The following is a 15,344-nucleotide window of genomic DNA, read 5'->3' on the forward strand; positions in this document are numbered from 1 at the left end:
ATAAATTTAAAATATAATAAATTCAAATTTCAAAAAAACGAAAGGGATATGAGAAATTACTTAATAGAAGATTTACCACAATATTTTGAAGACTATAAAAAGTCTATCAAAAACCCTAAAAAATTCTGGGATAAGGTAGCGGATCAAAACTTCGTGTGGTATCAAAGATGGAGCAAGGTTGTTAAGTACGATATGAATGAAGCTAAGATCACCTGGTTCAAAAATGCAAAACTCAATATTACCAAAAACTGTATCGACAGACATCTTACGATAAGAGGAGAAAAAACAGCAATTATTTGGGAACCCAACGATCCTAAGGAAGAAGCTCAACACATTTCTTATAATGAATTATACAAACGCGTTAATAAAACAGCCAATGTTTTACGTGATATGGGTATTGAAAAAGGAGACAGAGTCTGCATTTATCTTCCCATGATTCCTGAGCTGGCCGTTACGATGCTTGCCTGTGCAAAACTGGGAGCTGTTCATTCCGTGATCTTTGCCGGATTTTCAGCTTCAGCAGTGGCTTCAAGGGTAAATGACTGCGAGGCAAAAATGGTCATCACCTCAGATGGCAGCTACAGAGGAAATAAGGTTCTTGACCTGAAAAGTATTGTTGACGATGCTTTGGAGAAAACACCAACGGTTGAAAACGTTCTTGTAGTCAAGAGGACTCACAACGAAATTAAAATGAAAGAAGGAAGAGATTACTGGATGTCTGACCTGTATGAAAAGGCTTCTCCTGATTTTGTCACCGTCATTATGGATTCTGAAGATCCACTTTTCATTTTATACACTTCCGGATCTACCGGAAAACCTAAAGGAATGCTTCACACCTGCGCCGGTTATATGGTTTACACAGCCTATACCTTTAAAAATGTCTTTAATTATAAAGAAAATGATATTTATTGGTGTACTGCAGATATCGGCTGGATCACAGGACACTCTTATATCCTTTACGGACCATTATTGAACGGGGCTACCACTGTAATTTTTGAAGGAGTTCCTACTTATCCTGAACCGGATCGCTTCTGGGAAGTGATTGAAAAACATAAAATCACTCAGTTTTACACGGCTCCTACTGCCATCCGTTCTTTGGCCAAAGAAAGTGCCGAATGGGTAGACAAACATGATCTTAGCTCCCTTAAAGTGATTGGTTCTGTAGGTGAACCTATCAACGATGAAGCATGGCACTGGTTCAACGATCATGTTGGAAAGAAAAAATGTCCTATCGTAGATACATGGTGGCAAACAGAAACAGGAGGAATCATGATTTCACCACTTCCTTTTGTGACCCCTACAAAACCTACTTATGCTACGCTCCCATTGCCAGGTGTACAGCCCGTTTTAATGGACGATAAACGAAATGAAATTACAGGAAACCAGGTGACCGGAAATCTTTGTATCCGCTTTCCATGGCCGGGAATTGCAAGAACCATCTGGGGTGATCATCAAAGATATAAAGAAACTTATTTCACAGCCTTCCCCGGAAAATATTTTACCGGAGATGGAGCTTTAAGGGATGAAGTAGGCTATTATAGAATCACAGGTCGTGTAGATGATGTGATTATTGTTTCAGGACATAATCTAGGCACTGCACCTATCGAAGACAGCATCAACCAGCACCCGGCTGTAGCAGAATCTGCTATTGTGGGTTATCCTCATGATATCAAAGGAAATGCACTCTATGGTTATGTTATGCTTAAAGAAACCGGAGAAGGGCGTGATAAAGAAAATCTGAAAAAAGAGATCAACCAGCTTATTTCAGATCAGATAGGACCGATTGCCAAGCTGGATAAAATTCAGTTTGTCTCAGGGCTTCCAAAAACGCGTTCAGGAAAGATTATGCGTAGGATCTTAAGAAAAATTGCAGAAGGTGATTTCAGTAATTTCGGAGATATCAGTACGCTTTTAAATCCTGAAATTGTAGAGGAGATCAAAAACGAAAGAATTTAATTAATCATTATTTAACCGATGATGAGCCCCCGAGATGTATTTTCGGGGCATTTTTATTTATAGATAAAAAACACTATAAATTGGAATTAAGTTAAAGTATTCTTTTCAGAAGCCTAAAAGCTTATATTCTATAAACCATAGACATTATTCAATTGTTAAAATTAAACACCCGTTCAATAATTATTCTTAAACATTGCCTCACTCTATTGAAAGCAGAATATTAATTAACAAATTTTATTGCCTTAAACGCAATGATAATCAGAAAATTATTACTAACTTTAATGAGAACTTTAAAACCAATTAACTATGTCACATATATTAGCTGGAGTATTTGGTCATCACAGCGACTACAAAAAACTGGAAAGTGATCTGGAAAATTCAGGATTCGGAACTTCAGATTACATCGTATACCTTAATGACGGTTCCGGTAATTCCCAATATTTGGCAAGTGTTACCGTTAATGATCTTAATCAGATTGACCTTGCACGGAATGCATTTGTTCAGAATGCAGCATTGAAATCCTATTTATTTGAAAACATGAACATCAATGAAACCAATTATGATACTATCAAAAGGTATATTGATGCAAGAAACAGAGCTGAAATACACGCCAGCCCTGAAATTAAGATCAAAACATCAAGCGATGGTATGAATTCTGAAGTGAAATTCTAATCGATATAAAATCTAATAGCCGAAGATCCGCAGTGTATGCTGCGGATCTTTTATCTTTGAAAAAACTAAAAAATTTCGTATTTTCGTCTTATTATAGGCATGTGCACAAATGAGCTACGATTTAGAACAAGAGAATAAAGAGATCCTTGCAAGATATAAGGACCTGATTTCTAATACATACAGAACATTGGATGAGGAAAATAATAAACTCATCCGAAAGGCATTCGATATCGCGCTGGATGCCCACAAGGATCAAAGGAGAAAATCCGGAGAACCTTACATCTACCACCCTATTGCTGTTGCTAAAATTGTAGCAACAGAGATTGGTCTGGGAGCAACTTCTATTGCCTGTGCCCTGTTGCATGATGTGATTGAAGATTCTGATTATACCTACGAAGACCTGAAAAAAATCTTCGGAGAAAAGATTGCCAATATCGTGAATGGACTGACCAAAATCTCCATCATGAACCATCAGAATATTTCTGTACAGTCTGAAAATTACAGGAAACTGTTATTGACATTATCTGAGGATTTCAGAGTAATTCTGATTAAAATTGCTGACCGTCTTCATAATATGAGGACTCTGGAAAGCATGGCTCCGGATAAGCAGAAAAAAATTGCTTCAGAAACAGTTTATATCTATGCTCCGATGGCTCACCGTCTTGGATTGTATAACATCAAATCTGAGCTGGAAGATCTTTCCTTAAAATACAACAGCCCCGAAGTATACAACGAGATCACGGAAAAATTGGAATTGGCCAAGGAAAGTCGTGAAAGATATATCGAAGAATTTAAAAAAGAAGTTTCAGAAAGGCTTCATGAAGAAGGCTTGAACTTTAAAATCAAAGGCCGTGCAAAAGCCATCTCTTCCATTTACAGAAAAATGCTGAAGCAGGGAGTTTCCTTTGAAGAGGTTTTTGACAACTATGCCATCAGGATTATTTATAAATCAGATGCAAAAAATGAAAAATTTCTCGCCTGGAAAATCTACTCTATCGTTACGGATGTTTACCACAGTAACCCTTCAAGAATGCGTGACTGGATTACGCAGCCCCGCTCTACAGGGTATGAAAGTTTACATTTAACGGTTTTAGGCCCGGACAGAAAATGGATTGAAGTACAGATCCGTTCCGAAAGAATGGACGAAATTGCCGAAAAAGGAGTTGCCGCTCACTACAAATACAAAGAAGGTTACAAACAGAGTTCTGATGACAGAAATTTTGAAAAGTGGGTAACCGAGATCCGTGAAGTACTGGAACAACAGCAGAACCTTTCTACTTCGGAGCTTTTGGATAATATTAAACTAAACTTATATTCCAAAGAAGTATTTGTCTTTACCCCGAAAGGAGAAATTAAAATTCTGCCAACCAATGCTACGGCTCTGGATTTCGCATTCTCTGTTCACTCCGATTTGGGAATGAAATGTTTAGGAGCAAAAATCAACGGAAAGCTGGTTCCTATTTCCTATATTCTTCAAAATGGAGATCAGGTAGATATTCTTTCTTCACAGAATCAGAAACCCAAATCTGACTGGCTGGAATTCGTAGTGACTTCAAAAGCCAAATCAAAGATTAAAAGTTATCTGAACTCTCAGAAAAACCAGTTGGTAGAAGAAGGAAAAGAAATCCTGCAAAGAAAACTTCGTCATGCAAAAATTAATTTCAATGATGACGAAATTAATAAACTTCAGAAATTCTTTAATTTAAAATCATCTCAGGAGCTCTTCCTTAAATTCCAAAGTAATGAACTAGATGTAAGCAGCCTGAGAAAATATATAGAAAGTAAAAACGTATTCAACAACTTACTTTCAAGATTCAGAAAATCACCTTCAAAAAACCAGCACTTCGAGGAGCCGAAAGAGGAAAACCTTGACATGATTGTCTTTGGGAAGGACGAAGAGAAGCTTAACTACACCTATGCAAAATGCTGTACAGTAATTCCGGGGGATAAAATCTTTGGATTCATTACCATTTCAGATGGAATCAAGGTGCATAGTGACAGCTGTCCGAATGCCATCAATCTGAGAGCACAGTATGATTACCGTGTCATCCCGGCCAAATGGGTGAATGCGGAAAGCTTCAAAAACAGAGTGAAAATTGAAATTGAGGGACTTGACAGAATGGGAATGATCAATGATATTACAACGGTCATCAGTGGAAGTATGGGAATGGATATGAAAAGTATGTCTATTGAATCCAACAATGGTGTTTTCACAGGAAATATCAACCTCGAAGTCAAAAATAAAGGTCAGTTAGAAGAGACCTTTAAAAAACTTAAAAATATTAATGGTGTTTCCAGAGTGAGACGAGTACAATCATAAACATGAATTTATCTCTTTATTTTAAAAAATTTTTCAACAACAGCCAGTCCTCAGGAATTATTCTTATTTTCTGTGTACTTGTTTCATTACTTATTGCCAATTCATCCGCTGCAGAAAACTTTCAGCATTTTTTAGACAAGGAAGTAGGCACTCATCTTTTTGGATTGGAATATCCTGTCAGTATCTGGATCAATGACGGACTGATGGCTGTATTTTTTCTTTTGGTGGGACTTGAAATAAAACGTGAACTTGTAGAAGGTGAACTTTCGTCCTTTAAAAATGCCTCTCTCCCAATTTTTGCAGCCGTAGGCGGAATGCTTATTCCCGCTGTAATCTACAGCATTTTCAATACAGGAGCGGAATACAGCAATGGCTGGGGAATCCCGATGGCTACAGATATAGCCTTTTCTCTGGCGATCATTTCCATGCTGGGTAAAAAGATTCCTAATTCTATCAAGATATTTTTAGCCGCATTAGCTATTGTAGATGATCTGGGAGCCATTCTGGTGATTGCCGTGTTCTATACAGACCAGATTCACTGGATCTACCTTCTCTTATCTTTTGGAGTAACAGCCCTGCTTTTTATTTTAAACTTCTTAAAAGTAACCAAAACTATATTTTATATCATTCCGGGACTGTTTTTATGGTATTTCCTTCATCATTCCGGAATCCATGCTACGATAGCAGGTGTTTTGCTTGCATTTTCCATTCCTACCAATGCTTCCAATGTAGAAATTTCACCGTTGGAAAAACTGGAACATCAGCTTCATATTCCGGTAAGTTTTCTGATTATGCCGATATTTGCTTTAACGAATACCAATATCACTTTTTCCAGCGAAATGGTGGCCGGAGTTACGAGTACATTAGGATTGGGAATTATCTGCGGATTGGTATTGGGTAAGCTTATTGGAATCAATTTATTCTCATGGATTGCCATCAAATTAAAGCTGAGTTCCCTTCCGCAAAACAGTAACTGGCTTCAGATGATCGGAGTAGGTTTATTGGCAGGAATCGGGTTTACCATGTCCATATTTATTGCACTCCTTTCCTTTAAAGGGGAAATTCCTATTCAGGATGAAGCGAAGTTTGCCATTTTAATTGCCTCTTTTATTGCTGCAATTGCAGGATTTACCATTCTAAGTGTAAGCTCAAAAGAAAACCCTGAACTGGAAGAGAATTAATCTTTCTTCTGGTTCTCCAGCTTTCTTTTATGTTCCTCATCACCCTCAAAATCAGGTTCAGCAATCTGGGCATGATATCCTGAGGTTTCTTTCTGGATCTCATCAGACAGCAGCTTTTCTATTCTGAGTTTTCTGATCGCCATATTCAGTTCGTTTCCGAATAAGAGGAGATATACGTTTACATTCACCCAAACCATCAGCAGGATCATACTTCCTATGGATCCGTACAGAACGTTATATCGTGCAATATCCTTTACATAAATGGCAAAAATATAAGTGGTAACCACAAACAGAACAGTTGTTAAAATAGCGCCGGGAACCGCTTGTCGGAATCTGGTAATTTTCACAGTACCCAGCCAGTAAAATAACGTTAAAAGTATAAAGTAAAAAAGCGGGAAAGAAACGAATCCAATAATGCTGGAAAGGTTATCTACAAGCCACGAAACATCATAAGCCGGTGTAAAAAGCTTCATTACAACCTCTACATAATATACTCCAAAAAGCGCTAAAAAAACAATGGTGATAAAGCCTATCGTAATAAAGAATGAGAGAATAAATTCCTTTACATCACTCAGCTTCTCATCAGAATTCTCATTGAAACCATTAATGAGAGAAAAAGTACCATTGGTTGCAAAGACAAGTGCAAGAACGATTGTCAGATTACTGATCCCTTTCATATTCGGGATAATATTATTCTCTATATAGCCTCTTACATCACCTTCCATATTCGAAGGAAAAACATTATGCATCAGTACGTCAAAAATATAGAATTGCAGTTTATCATAATGCGGCATATAAGGTAAAACAGAAAGTAAAAACAGAATAAACGGAAACAAACTTATGGTAAAGCTCCAGGAAATTGCCGCCGCTTTTCGTCCTATTTTTCCTTTGAAAATCCCGGAGATATAAATCTGAAACATCTGCCAAAGCGATATTCCCAAAACAGGAATATGGATGCTGTCAAAAAACTCTTGAATCTTCAAAATAAATTTAGGAACCTTTACACTCATCGATCTGTTTGTCTTTATACAAATGTAGGGGAATTAAATTAAATAGGGAAAAGATAGGGGTAGATGTTAGGTAGCAGGTGGCAGGTTTTAGGGATTAGGAGTTTGAGTTTGAGTTTGAGTTTGAGAGTTTGAGAGTCGGAGGGCTTTAAAGTTCAAGGTTCAAGGTAACCCGCAACTAATATAACTTGCAGTTTGAACCCCGAAACTCACAACCAAACAACCAGCAACAAAATATACTCGCAACTCTCAACAAATAATCTCGCAACCCGCAACCAAAAAACCAGCAACAAATTAACCACGAAACCCTATCTTTGCGGTCTGAAACTTCTTACAATGCGAATCAGTTTACTTTGTATCGGCAAAACAGACGATAAGGAAATTACCTCTTTAATCAATTATTATCTTAACCGTTTACCCAAGCACTGGAATTTTGAAATTACTGAAATTCCGGATGTTAAAAATGCCAGAAACCTATCTCCAGACCTTCTTAAAAAAGAAGAAGCTAAGCTATTTTTAAATCATATTGATAAAAACGATCTGGTGGTCATTCTTGATGAAAAAGGAAAACAGTTTACCAGCCGTGAATTCTCACAGAAAATTGATACCTGGATGAATTCTTCAGTAAAGAAAGTACATATTCTGATTGGAGGAGCTTATGGATTTTCTGAAGAAATCTACAGCAGAGCAAATGAGAAAATGTCTTTATCCAAAATGACTTTTACCCACCAGATGATCCGTCTGTTTATTGTAGAGCAGCTTTACCGTGCTGATCAGATTTTACAGGGTAAACCTTATCATAACGATTAATAAAAAACCCTTCCGATTCAATTCAGAAGGGTTCATATTTCTTTTTTTTGTCTATTGAAATCTGTTATTTCAGACCAATCTGTCTCTTTGCTTCTCCCACCACAAAAGCAACGGAATTAGCAATATTAAAACTCCTGATTAATTTAGACATAGGAATAGTCAGATGATTTTCAAAACGATCCAGAACCTCTTTGCTCAGCCCCACACTCTCTTTTCCGAAAACCAACCAATCTCCATCCTGAAAATCAGTTTCCAGGTATGACTTTTCAGCATGTGAGCTCATTAAAAAAACGCGCGACTGATCAGGAATCGTTTTAACCCATTCATCAACATCCGCATATTCAGAAACATTGAGATGTATCCAATAATCTAATCCCGAACGCTTCAGATTTTTATCATTAATTACAAATCCAAACGGATGAATCAGGTGTAATCTGCTTTCGGTTCCTACACACAATCTTCCGATATTTCCTGTATTATTAGGTATTTCAGGTTCTACAAGAACAATATTCAACATCTCTCTATCTCTTTATTCGTTTTTTAAACTGTTAGGTAAGGATTTATTTAAATGATTGGGTGCTTTTATTTATTTCTTGATACATTTAGCGTAAACATCCGTCAATACCGCTTTTTCATACCCAAGAGTTACTGCTTTATCGAAATTTTCGCAGGCTTCTTTAAGTTTGGAGGTATCCATCAGAATCATAGCTTTGCTCACATAAGACTGAGCAAATTTCGGATCTATAGAAATCGCTTTGTTGGCATCTGCAAGAGCTTCCTTATATTTTTTCATTTTAAAATAAACATCTGCCCTCCCGTTATAAAGCAATGATTCCGGTTTTTCGGCAAGAAGCTTATTATAATCTTTTAAAGCGCCATCCAGATCGCCATTATTTTTTTTCAGATTGGCAAGTCCTGTTTTTGCAAAAAGATTATCAGGAGCAAAGGTCAGAATCTGATTAAGGTCTTTGATGGCCAGATCTTTTTTTCCCTGACTGTCATAAATTTTGGAACGCGTAAGATATAAATCCGGAGTTTCAGCATTCACCTGAAGTCCCTTTTCTATATATTCCAATGCTTTTATCTTATTTCCTTTCTGACTGTAAAGTGATGAGAGATTTACATATACAGAAACCGACATAGGATTTGCTTTCAGTGCAGATTCGTAGGATTTAAAAGCCTGAGTCGTTTTTCCAAGCCTTCTCTGAGCTGTACCAAGGTAGTCGTAATATTCCGATTGAAATTTTTGAATCTGTTCTTTCTCTGCCAGTTTTAAATACTGCTCTTCAGCACATTTATAGTCGGCTTTGTTAAAACATTCTTCAGCCAGTTTTTTATCCTGGGCATAAGAACTAATGAAGAAACAGAGGGAAGTTACTGCTAATAAAGTTTTTTTCATGAAGTTATAGTTTGTTTGTTGATGACTTTTTTGGCGAGTGCACCAAATATCACTCCCAATAAAGATCCAACAAACGCCCCCACCAAAATATCTATCGGGAAATGCACTCCTAAATATATACGGCTGTAGGAAACTACTATAGCCCACACAAATATAGCATATGGAAACCATTTAAGCTTATTTTTTAATAAAATACTTAAAAAGGAAGCCAAAAAGAATGTATTGGAAGCATGAGCAGAATAAAAGCCAAACTGTCCGCCACATTTCACAATTCTCATGTGATGTTCCAGTGTAGGATCATGACAGGGTCTCAGCCTCGCCACACCATACTTGAAAACACTGGCCAACTGGTCAGAAACCGTTGCCCCGATAGCCAAAAATATAAGGATAAAAACTAAAGATCTTAGTTTATAATTTTTGTATAAAAAATAAAGAAATATAATGTAAAGAGGCACCCAGATCCAGGTACTTGAAATCAACATCCAAAACTGATCGAAAGATGAATCTCCTAGATTATTAAGGTAAAGAAATACCTTCTTATCTTCCTGAATAATTTCCTCCATAGATTATCTGCTTACAGGTCCTTCATAAGTCTCATCATCTGCCGGCTTCGGTTTTGGAGGTTCATTAGAAGCTACAGAAGTAGGTTCTGTCAGAATATCTTTCTTGATATCATTCATCGGGTTGAAATCCTTTGCAGCATCTTTTACTTTTTCAATCTCACGTTTGATTTCAGAAACAGGATTATCTGTTTCCTTCATGATTTCTGTTTTAATATCTTCCACTGCTCCACGCATTTTTCTAACGCCTGCACCTAGGTCACGCGCAATCTGAGGCAGTTTATCCGGACCGAATAATACAACGATTGCAATGGCAATGAGTGCCATTTCTCCAATGCTTAATTCCATGGCGTAAAATTACAAAAGATTATTGCATTTATGGACTGTAAACTAAAAATTTAAACAAATTTTAAGATTTTATAAAGTTCTGGGCGTTCGGGTAACGAGGTTTATTTTGTTGCTGGTTGCTGGGTGGCGAGTTTTTGATGTTGGTCCGGGTTTCAAATTTATTTTGTTACGAGATAAGAGTTGCGTGATTGAGCGTTATTTTGTTGCTGGTTGTTTTTGTTGCTCGTTAACTCAAAACCTTAAACCCTGAACTTTAAACTCTCTAATCCCTAATCCCTATAACCTATAACCTGCTACCTAACATCTGCCACCTCCTACCTACGAATTAACAAATATTTAATTCAAAACAATGAGAATTACACAACAATTATGTATATTTATAACACACAACCAAATACATATTAATTATGAAAAAACTAGTGACTACCTTTAAAGTTTTCGTCGTCTTATCGGTATTGGCACTCAACAGCTGCCAGAATGAAAACAACGAAATGAGCCAGCAGGAAATAGTTCAGGCTAAGGTAACGGTAGATGACCTGAAAAAAGAGATCACTTCTCTTCCTTCACAGGCTGTTCCTGAAGCGGTACAAATTCAATTGGATGAATCCGGCAAAAATCTTGAAACCTATTTAAAAAATGATTTACAGATTGTTGGTGTAACTGTCCTTGGAAAAATTTCAGACCAGAAAGGTATTGAGCTTTCCAAAAGCCTGATTACAGATAAAGATCAGTTCATTGCATCCGGAAACATACTGGATCCATCTTCTGTAAAAATCGGAAAAATTGGAGATTTATATAGCAGAGATGATCTGACAACCGCCCAGCAGGGATTAAAAGAGGTTATCTCTGAAGAAGTAAAACCAGGCATCAATGTGATGGAAGTAACATGGAACAGCAAAAGCGGGAAATTTACCACATTATGTTTCTATGGTGATTCGGGAATTATCTGGGATAATATCTTTGGAGGTCTTGTGATGATGGATACCCGTGGGCATTCTGAAGCATCCGACGAAGCTTCTAAAGTAGCATCTAAATGGTATAAACAATGGTGGACAGCCAACTGGCTATGGGGCTCTAAGAGAGGTGAAGCCGGGTATCAGATTACCATTTATTACTCCGGTTCTACAGTTTCCAATGCAGATGTAAGTGATTGGGGATATATCAGTTTAGGAAAAGCAAAAAGCGAAAGTAAGATTACCAAAAAAACAGGCGCTTACGGGCAATGTCGTTATGCGTTAGGACTTTGTACGCCTACAGGTTCTTTGAGCTTTAATTCTACTAATTTTTCTGTATCATTCTCTGGATTAGGCAGTAATATTGTAAGTAACGGGACAAAATCCCTTTATCCATAATTTTTCATAAAAATCAGATTTCAAAAAAACGGGAAGCTCGCTGAGTTTCCCGTTTTATTTTATACAAAGGCTGTATCACATCCTGCTAAACTCCGGCTTTTGATTTTAAAGCCTCTATTGCATTTTCTTTTAGTCCAAAAGTATTAGTCAGTATTTCATACAACTGCATATCATTTTCTATCGATATGGATTCTTTTTCACCATGATCAGACCGGATGTTCAACACATGGTCTGTATACGTATAACGGACATTCTCGTCTACTTTTGAAAGGATCAGTTTGTTCTTAAAATGAGAATCCGGATGAGTAGATAAATACCAGTTGGAGATCTCAAGATCAATAGGCTCTACATGCTCAGGAATGAAGCGGTATACCGGAAACCATTGTTCTTTTAACATCCAGAGGGTATAGGTTTCTTCTCGATGGGAAACTTTAAATATTCCGTTGGGAGTTTGCTGCTGTTTTTCTTCATTTAAAAGAATCGGTGCCGTAAGGGTAGCCGTTCCAAATCCGCAGTCTATGATATACTTTTCTCCTTCAAAATCAACAATAAGTAACAAATGGGTTTGTGCAGCAACACTGTCTTCCTGTCTGCCCCATACTACCCTTCCCAGCTGAAGCTTTACGTTGAATCCTAAATATTTTAAAACTTCGCTTAAAAGCAGATTTTGTTCATAGCAATATCCACCGCGAGATTCTATAACCAGTTTTTTGAAAATATCATCTAAATTCAGAGAAGGAACTTTTCCTGTATAAGAATCAATATTCTCAAAAGGAATATACTTAGGATGAAGCTGATGTATTTTTTTCAATACCTCCATATTCAACTCCGGAATTCCGGTGAAATGAATCCGTTCAAAATATTTTTCCAGGTCTACTATATTCATAATTTGTTTTTTTGTTTCAAAAGTGAGCAAAACTGTTTCTGTAAAATTATTGAATAGATTAACCCAAAGCTGTAGACATATTCAGAATAGAACAAATCTATTGTTAATGAAAATCTTTTTTCGATGCTAAATCAACTCCATCTTTCCCTTTTTTCTGAAAAGCAGAATACGTAATCACTACACTGGCAGCCATTAAAATAAATGCTAAAAAGAAAGGTGCTCCGGAAAACTTGAATGGTGCTTCATCGTGGGTGAAATAGTAAAACAGATTCGTCATCATCGGAGGTCCGATAATAGAGGTAGCACTCATCAAACTCGTCAATGCTCCCTGAAGCTCTCCCTGTTCATTGGAAGGAACACTTTTTGTGATGACAGACTGTAAAGCCGGTCCACAAATTCCTCCTAAACAATAAGGCACCAAAAATACAAACATCATCCAGCCTTCTGATGCAAAAGCAAACAACAACATTCCTACCGCATAGAAAGCCAATCCGTAATAAATACTTTTCTGTTCTCCCAGCCTTGGTGTTGTCCACCGGATAAGACCACCTTGTACAAGGCCTACCAATAATCCTACAACTCCTAATGAGATTCCCACCATTCTTTCCGTCCAGCCGAACTTATACATGGTAAAGAAACTCCAGTTACTTTGTACAGCGTGACCTGCAATATAAATTAATATCAATGAAACGATCATTCCGGAAATTTCAGGGTGTTTCCCTAAAAACTTAAATGAACCTATAGGATTGGCTCGCTTCCAGTCAAATTCTCTTCTTTTATCTTTATCCAAACTTTCAGGAAGGATGAAATACCCATAAAGGAAATTAAGTAAACATAAACCTGCTGCAGCATAGAAAGGAACTCTGGCACCATAATGTCCAAGAACTCCGCCCAGAACAGGTCCTATAATAAATCCAAGACCAAAAGCTGCCCCTATCAGTCCAAAGTTTTTGGCTCTGTCTTCATCAGTGGAAATATCTGCGATATAGGCACTGGCCGTTGTGACACTGGCACCCGTAATTCCGGCAATAACCCTTCCTAAAAACAGCCACCAGATGGTAGGAGCTAAGGCAAGGAAGATATAATCTACCGCAAATCCAAAAAGAGAAATCAGAATAATAGGTCTTCGTCCGTATTTATCACTCAGGTTTCCGACAAGCGGAGAGAAAATAAATTGGGTAAATGCATAGGCAAATCCCAGCCAGCCACCATATTTTGCAGCTTCGCTGATATCTGCATGAATGAGTTCCTCAATCAATTTAGGAACAACAGGAATGATGATTCCCCATCCTGTAATATCTATCAGTAAAGTAATAAATATGAAGCCTATAGCTGCTTTTTTCTTTGAATTTTCCATGATGGTGCAAAATTAATCAAATCTGGAAAATAATGATTCTAAATTGCATCGTATTAAAGAAGTATAATAGTAAAAGTAAGCCGATATATTTGATAAGAACAAAATACCTGCTTCAGACTCATTGCTGAAACAGGTATTTATCCATTAGAAACCAGAGGTATTAATTACTGTTCAGCTTTGTATAGAGCACTCTGTTGGTGATGATACATTTGATCAGACAGCTTTGTTTTAAAGTTACCTTAACCACATTACTGTATTGATAAGCCGTTGTATTTCCGCTCAGTACAGACCTCACTCCTCTACGGTAATAGGTGGTCTGTGTAACCGGTGGAGCATCATAGGCAGCAGATGTTGCATTCGTAATATTTGAGAATGTTATATTATCTGCGGAACTTTGCCACTGATATTCTGCAGCACCACTCACCTGTGCAGCAATAGTCTGGCTAAATACTGCAGGATCATTACTGATATCCATACACACGGTTTGGTCTGCTGCAATAGTTCCGGGAATATTTACGGAGTTTACAAAAAGCCGGCCAACAGTAGAAATTGCCTGGAAAGAGCATGTATGAAAACTTGAGTTGGCCACCACTCTGTATTGATTATTATTAAAACCTACCGGAACATTGTTAATGGTAAGGGTTGATGAATTAACATTAGCATAGTTTGGTCCATTGGTCAGATTAGTCCATGTACTTCCGATAAGGACCTGCCATTGGTAATTAATAGTATCCGGTGTTTCATCTGTAGGTGTATTATTAATCACAGCAGTCATTGTTGTAGATCCGCCAACGGCTACCGTTTTATCAGTAGGCTGAGACAGAAAGGTCATCGGGGCAAGATAATACTCAGAAAGGATATTGTACACCCTCATCTGGCTGAATGAGAATCCAATGCCTATAGCTTCACCAAAAGCCAGCTGTACTTCATCCCAGGCTGCCGTAGGAATTACTTTAATGATTCTTCGTTCCTGGTTATCACCAAAATCAAAGAAAAAATGTCCGTTAATCCCTGTACGATAGACTTCCTGTCCATTGTTATAGAAAACAAAGTTTCCACCGTTAAAACTTGGGTTAAAATTGAACCCATCAGAAGCAAAGTCAATATAAACCGGCTTATTTGCCTGAAAATCGGCTCCGCTGGTTCCTACTCCTACGTACATACTGCAGAAAAGACCAGCGCCTGTACCCGGCTTCAAAGAGGCAAATGAATTAACATCAGTATCCGTCATATTATTAGGATTAGCGGCTTCTTTTCCCAATCTGAAACAAAGAAAACCACCATCACTTGAACTGGAGGTATTAGTATCCAATATTCTCCCACATCCGCCATTGGGAAGGGTTACCATCTCCTGAGATGTCATTTTACCTGATACCAGAAGACCTATTGTTATAAGCAAATATTGCAATATTAAATTTGTTTTCATCATCAAAATTTTTTAAAGTTAATTATACACGGAGAATACTCATCCCTGGATAAGGATGATGATAATGACT

The 15,344-nt window shown here is 37.4% G+C and carries 14 protein-coding genes; 6 read left to right on the forward strand and 8 right to left on the reverse strand.

The genetic code is table 11. The features are described 5' to 3' along the window. The 4 genes from acs (at window position 1) to nhaA (ending at window position 6,129) form a co-directional block, all read left to right on the forward strand. Entirely contained in the window at window positions 1–1,956 is a 1,956-nt protein-coding gene (gene acs / locus JOE44_RS08070; protein WP_348635070.1) for an acetate--CoA ligase, read from the forward strand. A 306-nt stretch (window positions 1,957–2,262) separates the two neighbouring features. Then, on the forward strand, window positions 2,263–2,628 hold the full coding sequence (locus JOE44_RS08075; protein ID WP_209785135.1) for a hypothetical protein: 366 nt from the start codon (window positions 2,263–2,265) through the stop codon (window positions 2,626–2,628). 109 nt (window positions 2,629–2,737) lie between these two features. Beyond that, a complete protein-coding gene (locus tag JOE44_RS08080) occupies window positions 2,738–4,948 on the forward strand; it encodes a RelA/SpoT family protein (protein WP_209785136.1) in 2,211 nt (736 codons plus the stop codon). 2 nt (window positions 4,949–4,950) lie between these two features. Further along, entirely contained in the window at window positions 4,951–6,129 is a 1,179-nt protein-coding gene (gene nhaA, locus JOE44_RS08085; protein ID WP_209785137.1) for a Na+/H+ antiporter NhaA, read from the forward strand. On the opposite strand, the gene JOE44_RS08090 is transcribed toward nhaA, so the two are convergent. Further along, the gene (locus tag JOE44_RS08090; RefSeq protein ID WP_209785138.1) at window positions 6,126–7,139 is read right to left on the reverse strand and encodes a YihY/virulence factor BrkB family protein; all 1,014 of its coding nucleotides are present in this window, start codon (window positions 7,137–7,139) and stop codon (window positions 6,126–6,128) included. The two genes, nhaA and JOE44_RS08090, sit on opposite strands and share 4 nt — an antisense overlap. Window positions 7,140–7,472: 333 nt before the next feature. Here JOE44_RS08090 and JOE44_RS08095 point away from each other — a divergent pair, with 333 nt between their 5' ends. Next, window positions 7,473–7,946, forward strand: a complete 474-nt coding sequence (locus tag JOE44_RS08095; protein ID WP_209785139.1) for a 23S rRNA (pseudouridine(1915)-N(3))-methyltransferase RlmH — start codon at window positions 7,473–7,475, stop codon at window positions 7,944–7,946. Between the two features lie 64 nt (window positions 7,947–8,010). Here the strand turns inward: JOE44_RS08095 and JOE44_RS08100 are convergent, their stop codons facing one another. The 4 genes from JOE44_RS08100 to JOE44_RS08115 form a co-directional block, all read right to left on the reverse strand. Continuing rightward, window positions 8,011–8,463, reverse strand: coding sequence for a tRNA (cytidine(34)-2'-O)-methyltransferase (locus JOE44_RS08100; protein WP_209785140.1), 453 nt, complete (start codon window positions 8,461–8,463; stop codon window positions 8,011–8,013). A gap of 69 nt (window positions 8,464–8,532) precedes the next feature. Further along, complete coding sequence (locus tag JOE44_RS08105; protein ID WP_209785141.1) at window positions 8,533–9,345, reverse strand: tetratricopeptide repeat protein; 813 nt, start codon at window positions 9,343–9,345, stop codon at window positions 8,533–8,535. Further along, window positions 9,342–9,908, reverse strand: a complete 567-nt coding sequence (locus JOE44_RS08110; protein WP_209785142.1) for a phosphatase PAP2 family protein — start codon at window positions 9,906–9,908, stop codon at window positions 9,342–9,344. Before JOE44_RS08110 ends, JOE44_RS08105 begins: the two co-directional genes overlap by 4 nt. Window positions 9,909–9,911: 3 nt before the next feature. Continuing rightward, on the reverse strand, window positions 9,912–10,253 hold the full coding sequence (locus JOE44_RS08115; protein ID WP_105683551.1) for a twin-arginine translocase TatA/TatE family subunit: 342 nt from the start codon (window positions 10,251–10,253) through the stop codon (window positions 9,912–9,914). A 407-nt stretch (window positions 10,254–10,660) separates the two neighbouring features. Between JOE44_RS08115 and JOE44_RS08120 the strand changes: the two genes are divergently transcribed. After that, a complete protein-coding gene (locus tag JOE44_RS08120) occupies window positions 10,661–11,605 on the forward strand; it encodes a hypothetical protein (RefSeq protein WP_209785143.1) in 945 nt (314 codons plus the stop codon). 85 nt (window positions 11,606–11,690) lie between these two features. Here JOE44_RS08120 and JOE44_RS08125 read toward each other — a convergent pair whose 3' ends face one another. From JOE44_RS08125 to JOE44_RS08135, 3 genes are all read right to left on the reverse strand, one after another. Continuing rightward, entirely contained in the window at window positions 11,691–12,491 is an 801-nt protein-coding gene (locus tag JOE44_RS08125) for an arylamine N-acetyltransferase (protein WP_209785144.1), read from the reverse strand. Between the two features lie 103 nt (window positions 12,492–12,594). After that, a complete protein-coding gene (locus JOE44_RS08130) occupies window positions 12,595–13,848 on the reverse strand; it encodes a TCR/Tet family MFS transporter (protein WP_209785145.1) in 1,254 nt (417 codons plus the stop codon). 160 nt (window positions 13,849–14,008) lie between these two features. Then, window positions 14,009–15,274 (reverse strand): hypothetical protein, encoded by a 1,266-nt coding sequence (locus tag JOE44_RS08135; protein WP_209785146.1) that lies wholly within the window; start codon window positions 15,272–15,274, stop codon window positions 14,009–14,011. Between the last annotated feature and the right edge of the window lie 70 nt (window positions 15,275–15,344).

It is taken from the genome of Chryseobacterium sp. PvR013 (assembly GCF_017833095.1).
GTDB lineage: Bacteria > Bacteroidota > Bacteroidia > Flavobacteriales > Weeksellaceae > Chryseobacterium > Chryseobacterium culicis_A.

Bases quoted from the DNA above. Each gene is read 5' to 3' on its own strand.
- JOE44_RS08075 (WP_209785135.1), top strand. From the start codon at position 2,263: ATGTCACATATATTAGCTGGAGTATTTGGTCATCACAGCGACTACAAA.
- JOE44_RS08080 (WP_209785136.1), top strand. From the start codon at position 2,738: ATGAGCTACGATTTAGAACAAGAGAATAAAGAGATCCTTGCAAGATAT.
- nhaA (WP_209785137.1), top strand. From the start codon at position 4,951: ATGAATTTATCTCTTTATTTTAAAAAATTTTTCAACAACAGCCAGTCC.
- JOE44_RS08090 (WP_209785138.1), bottom strand. From the start codon at position 7,139: ATGAGTGTAAAGGTTCCTAAATTTATTTTGAAGATTCAAGAGTTTTTT.
- JOE44_RS08095 (WP_209785139.1), top strand. From the start codon at position 7,473: ATGCGAATCAGTTTACTTTGTATCGGCAAAACAGACGATAAGGAAATT.
- JOE44_RS08100 (WP_209785140.1), bottom strand. From the start codon at position 8,463: ATGTTGAATATTGTTCTTGTAGAACCTGAAATACCTAATAATACAGGA.
- JOE44_RS08105 (WP_209785141.1), bottom strand. From the start codon at position 9,345: ATGAAAAAAACTTTATTAGCAGTAACTTCCCTCTGTTTCTTCATTAGT.
- JOE44_RS08110 (WP_209785142.1), bottom strand. From the start codon at position 9,908: ATGGAGGAAATTATTCAGGAAGATAAGAAGGTATTTCTTTACCTTAAT.
- JOE44_RS08115 (WP_105683551.1), bottom strand. From the start codon at position 10,253: ATGGAATTAAGCATTGGAGAAATGGCACTCATTGCCATTGCAATCGTT.
- JOE44_RS08120 (WP_209785143.1), top strand. From the start codon at position 10,661: ATGAAAAAACTAGTGACTACCTTTAAAGTTTTCGTCGTCTTATCGGTA.
- JOE44_RS08125 (WP_209785144.1), bottom strand. From the start codon at position 12,491: ATGAATATAGTAGACCTGGAAAAATATTTTGAACGGATTCATTTCACC.
- JOE44_RS08130 (WP_209785145.1), bottom strand. From the start codon at position 13,848: ATGGAAAATTCAAAGAAAAAAGCAGCTATAGGCTTCATATTTATTACT.
- JOE44_RS08135 (WP_209785146.1), bottom strand. From the start codon at position 15,274: ATGAAAACAAATTTAATATTGCAATATTTGCTTATAACAATAGGTCTT.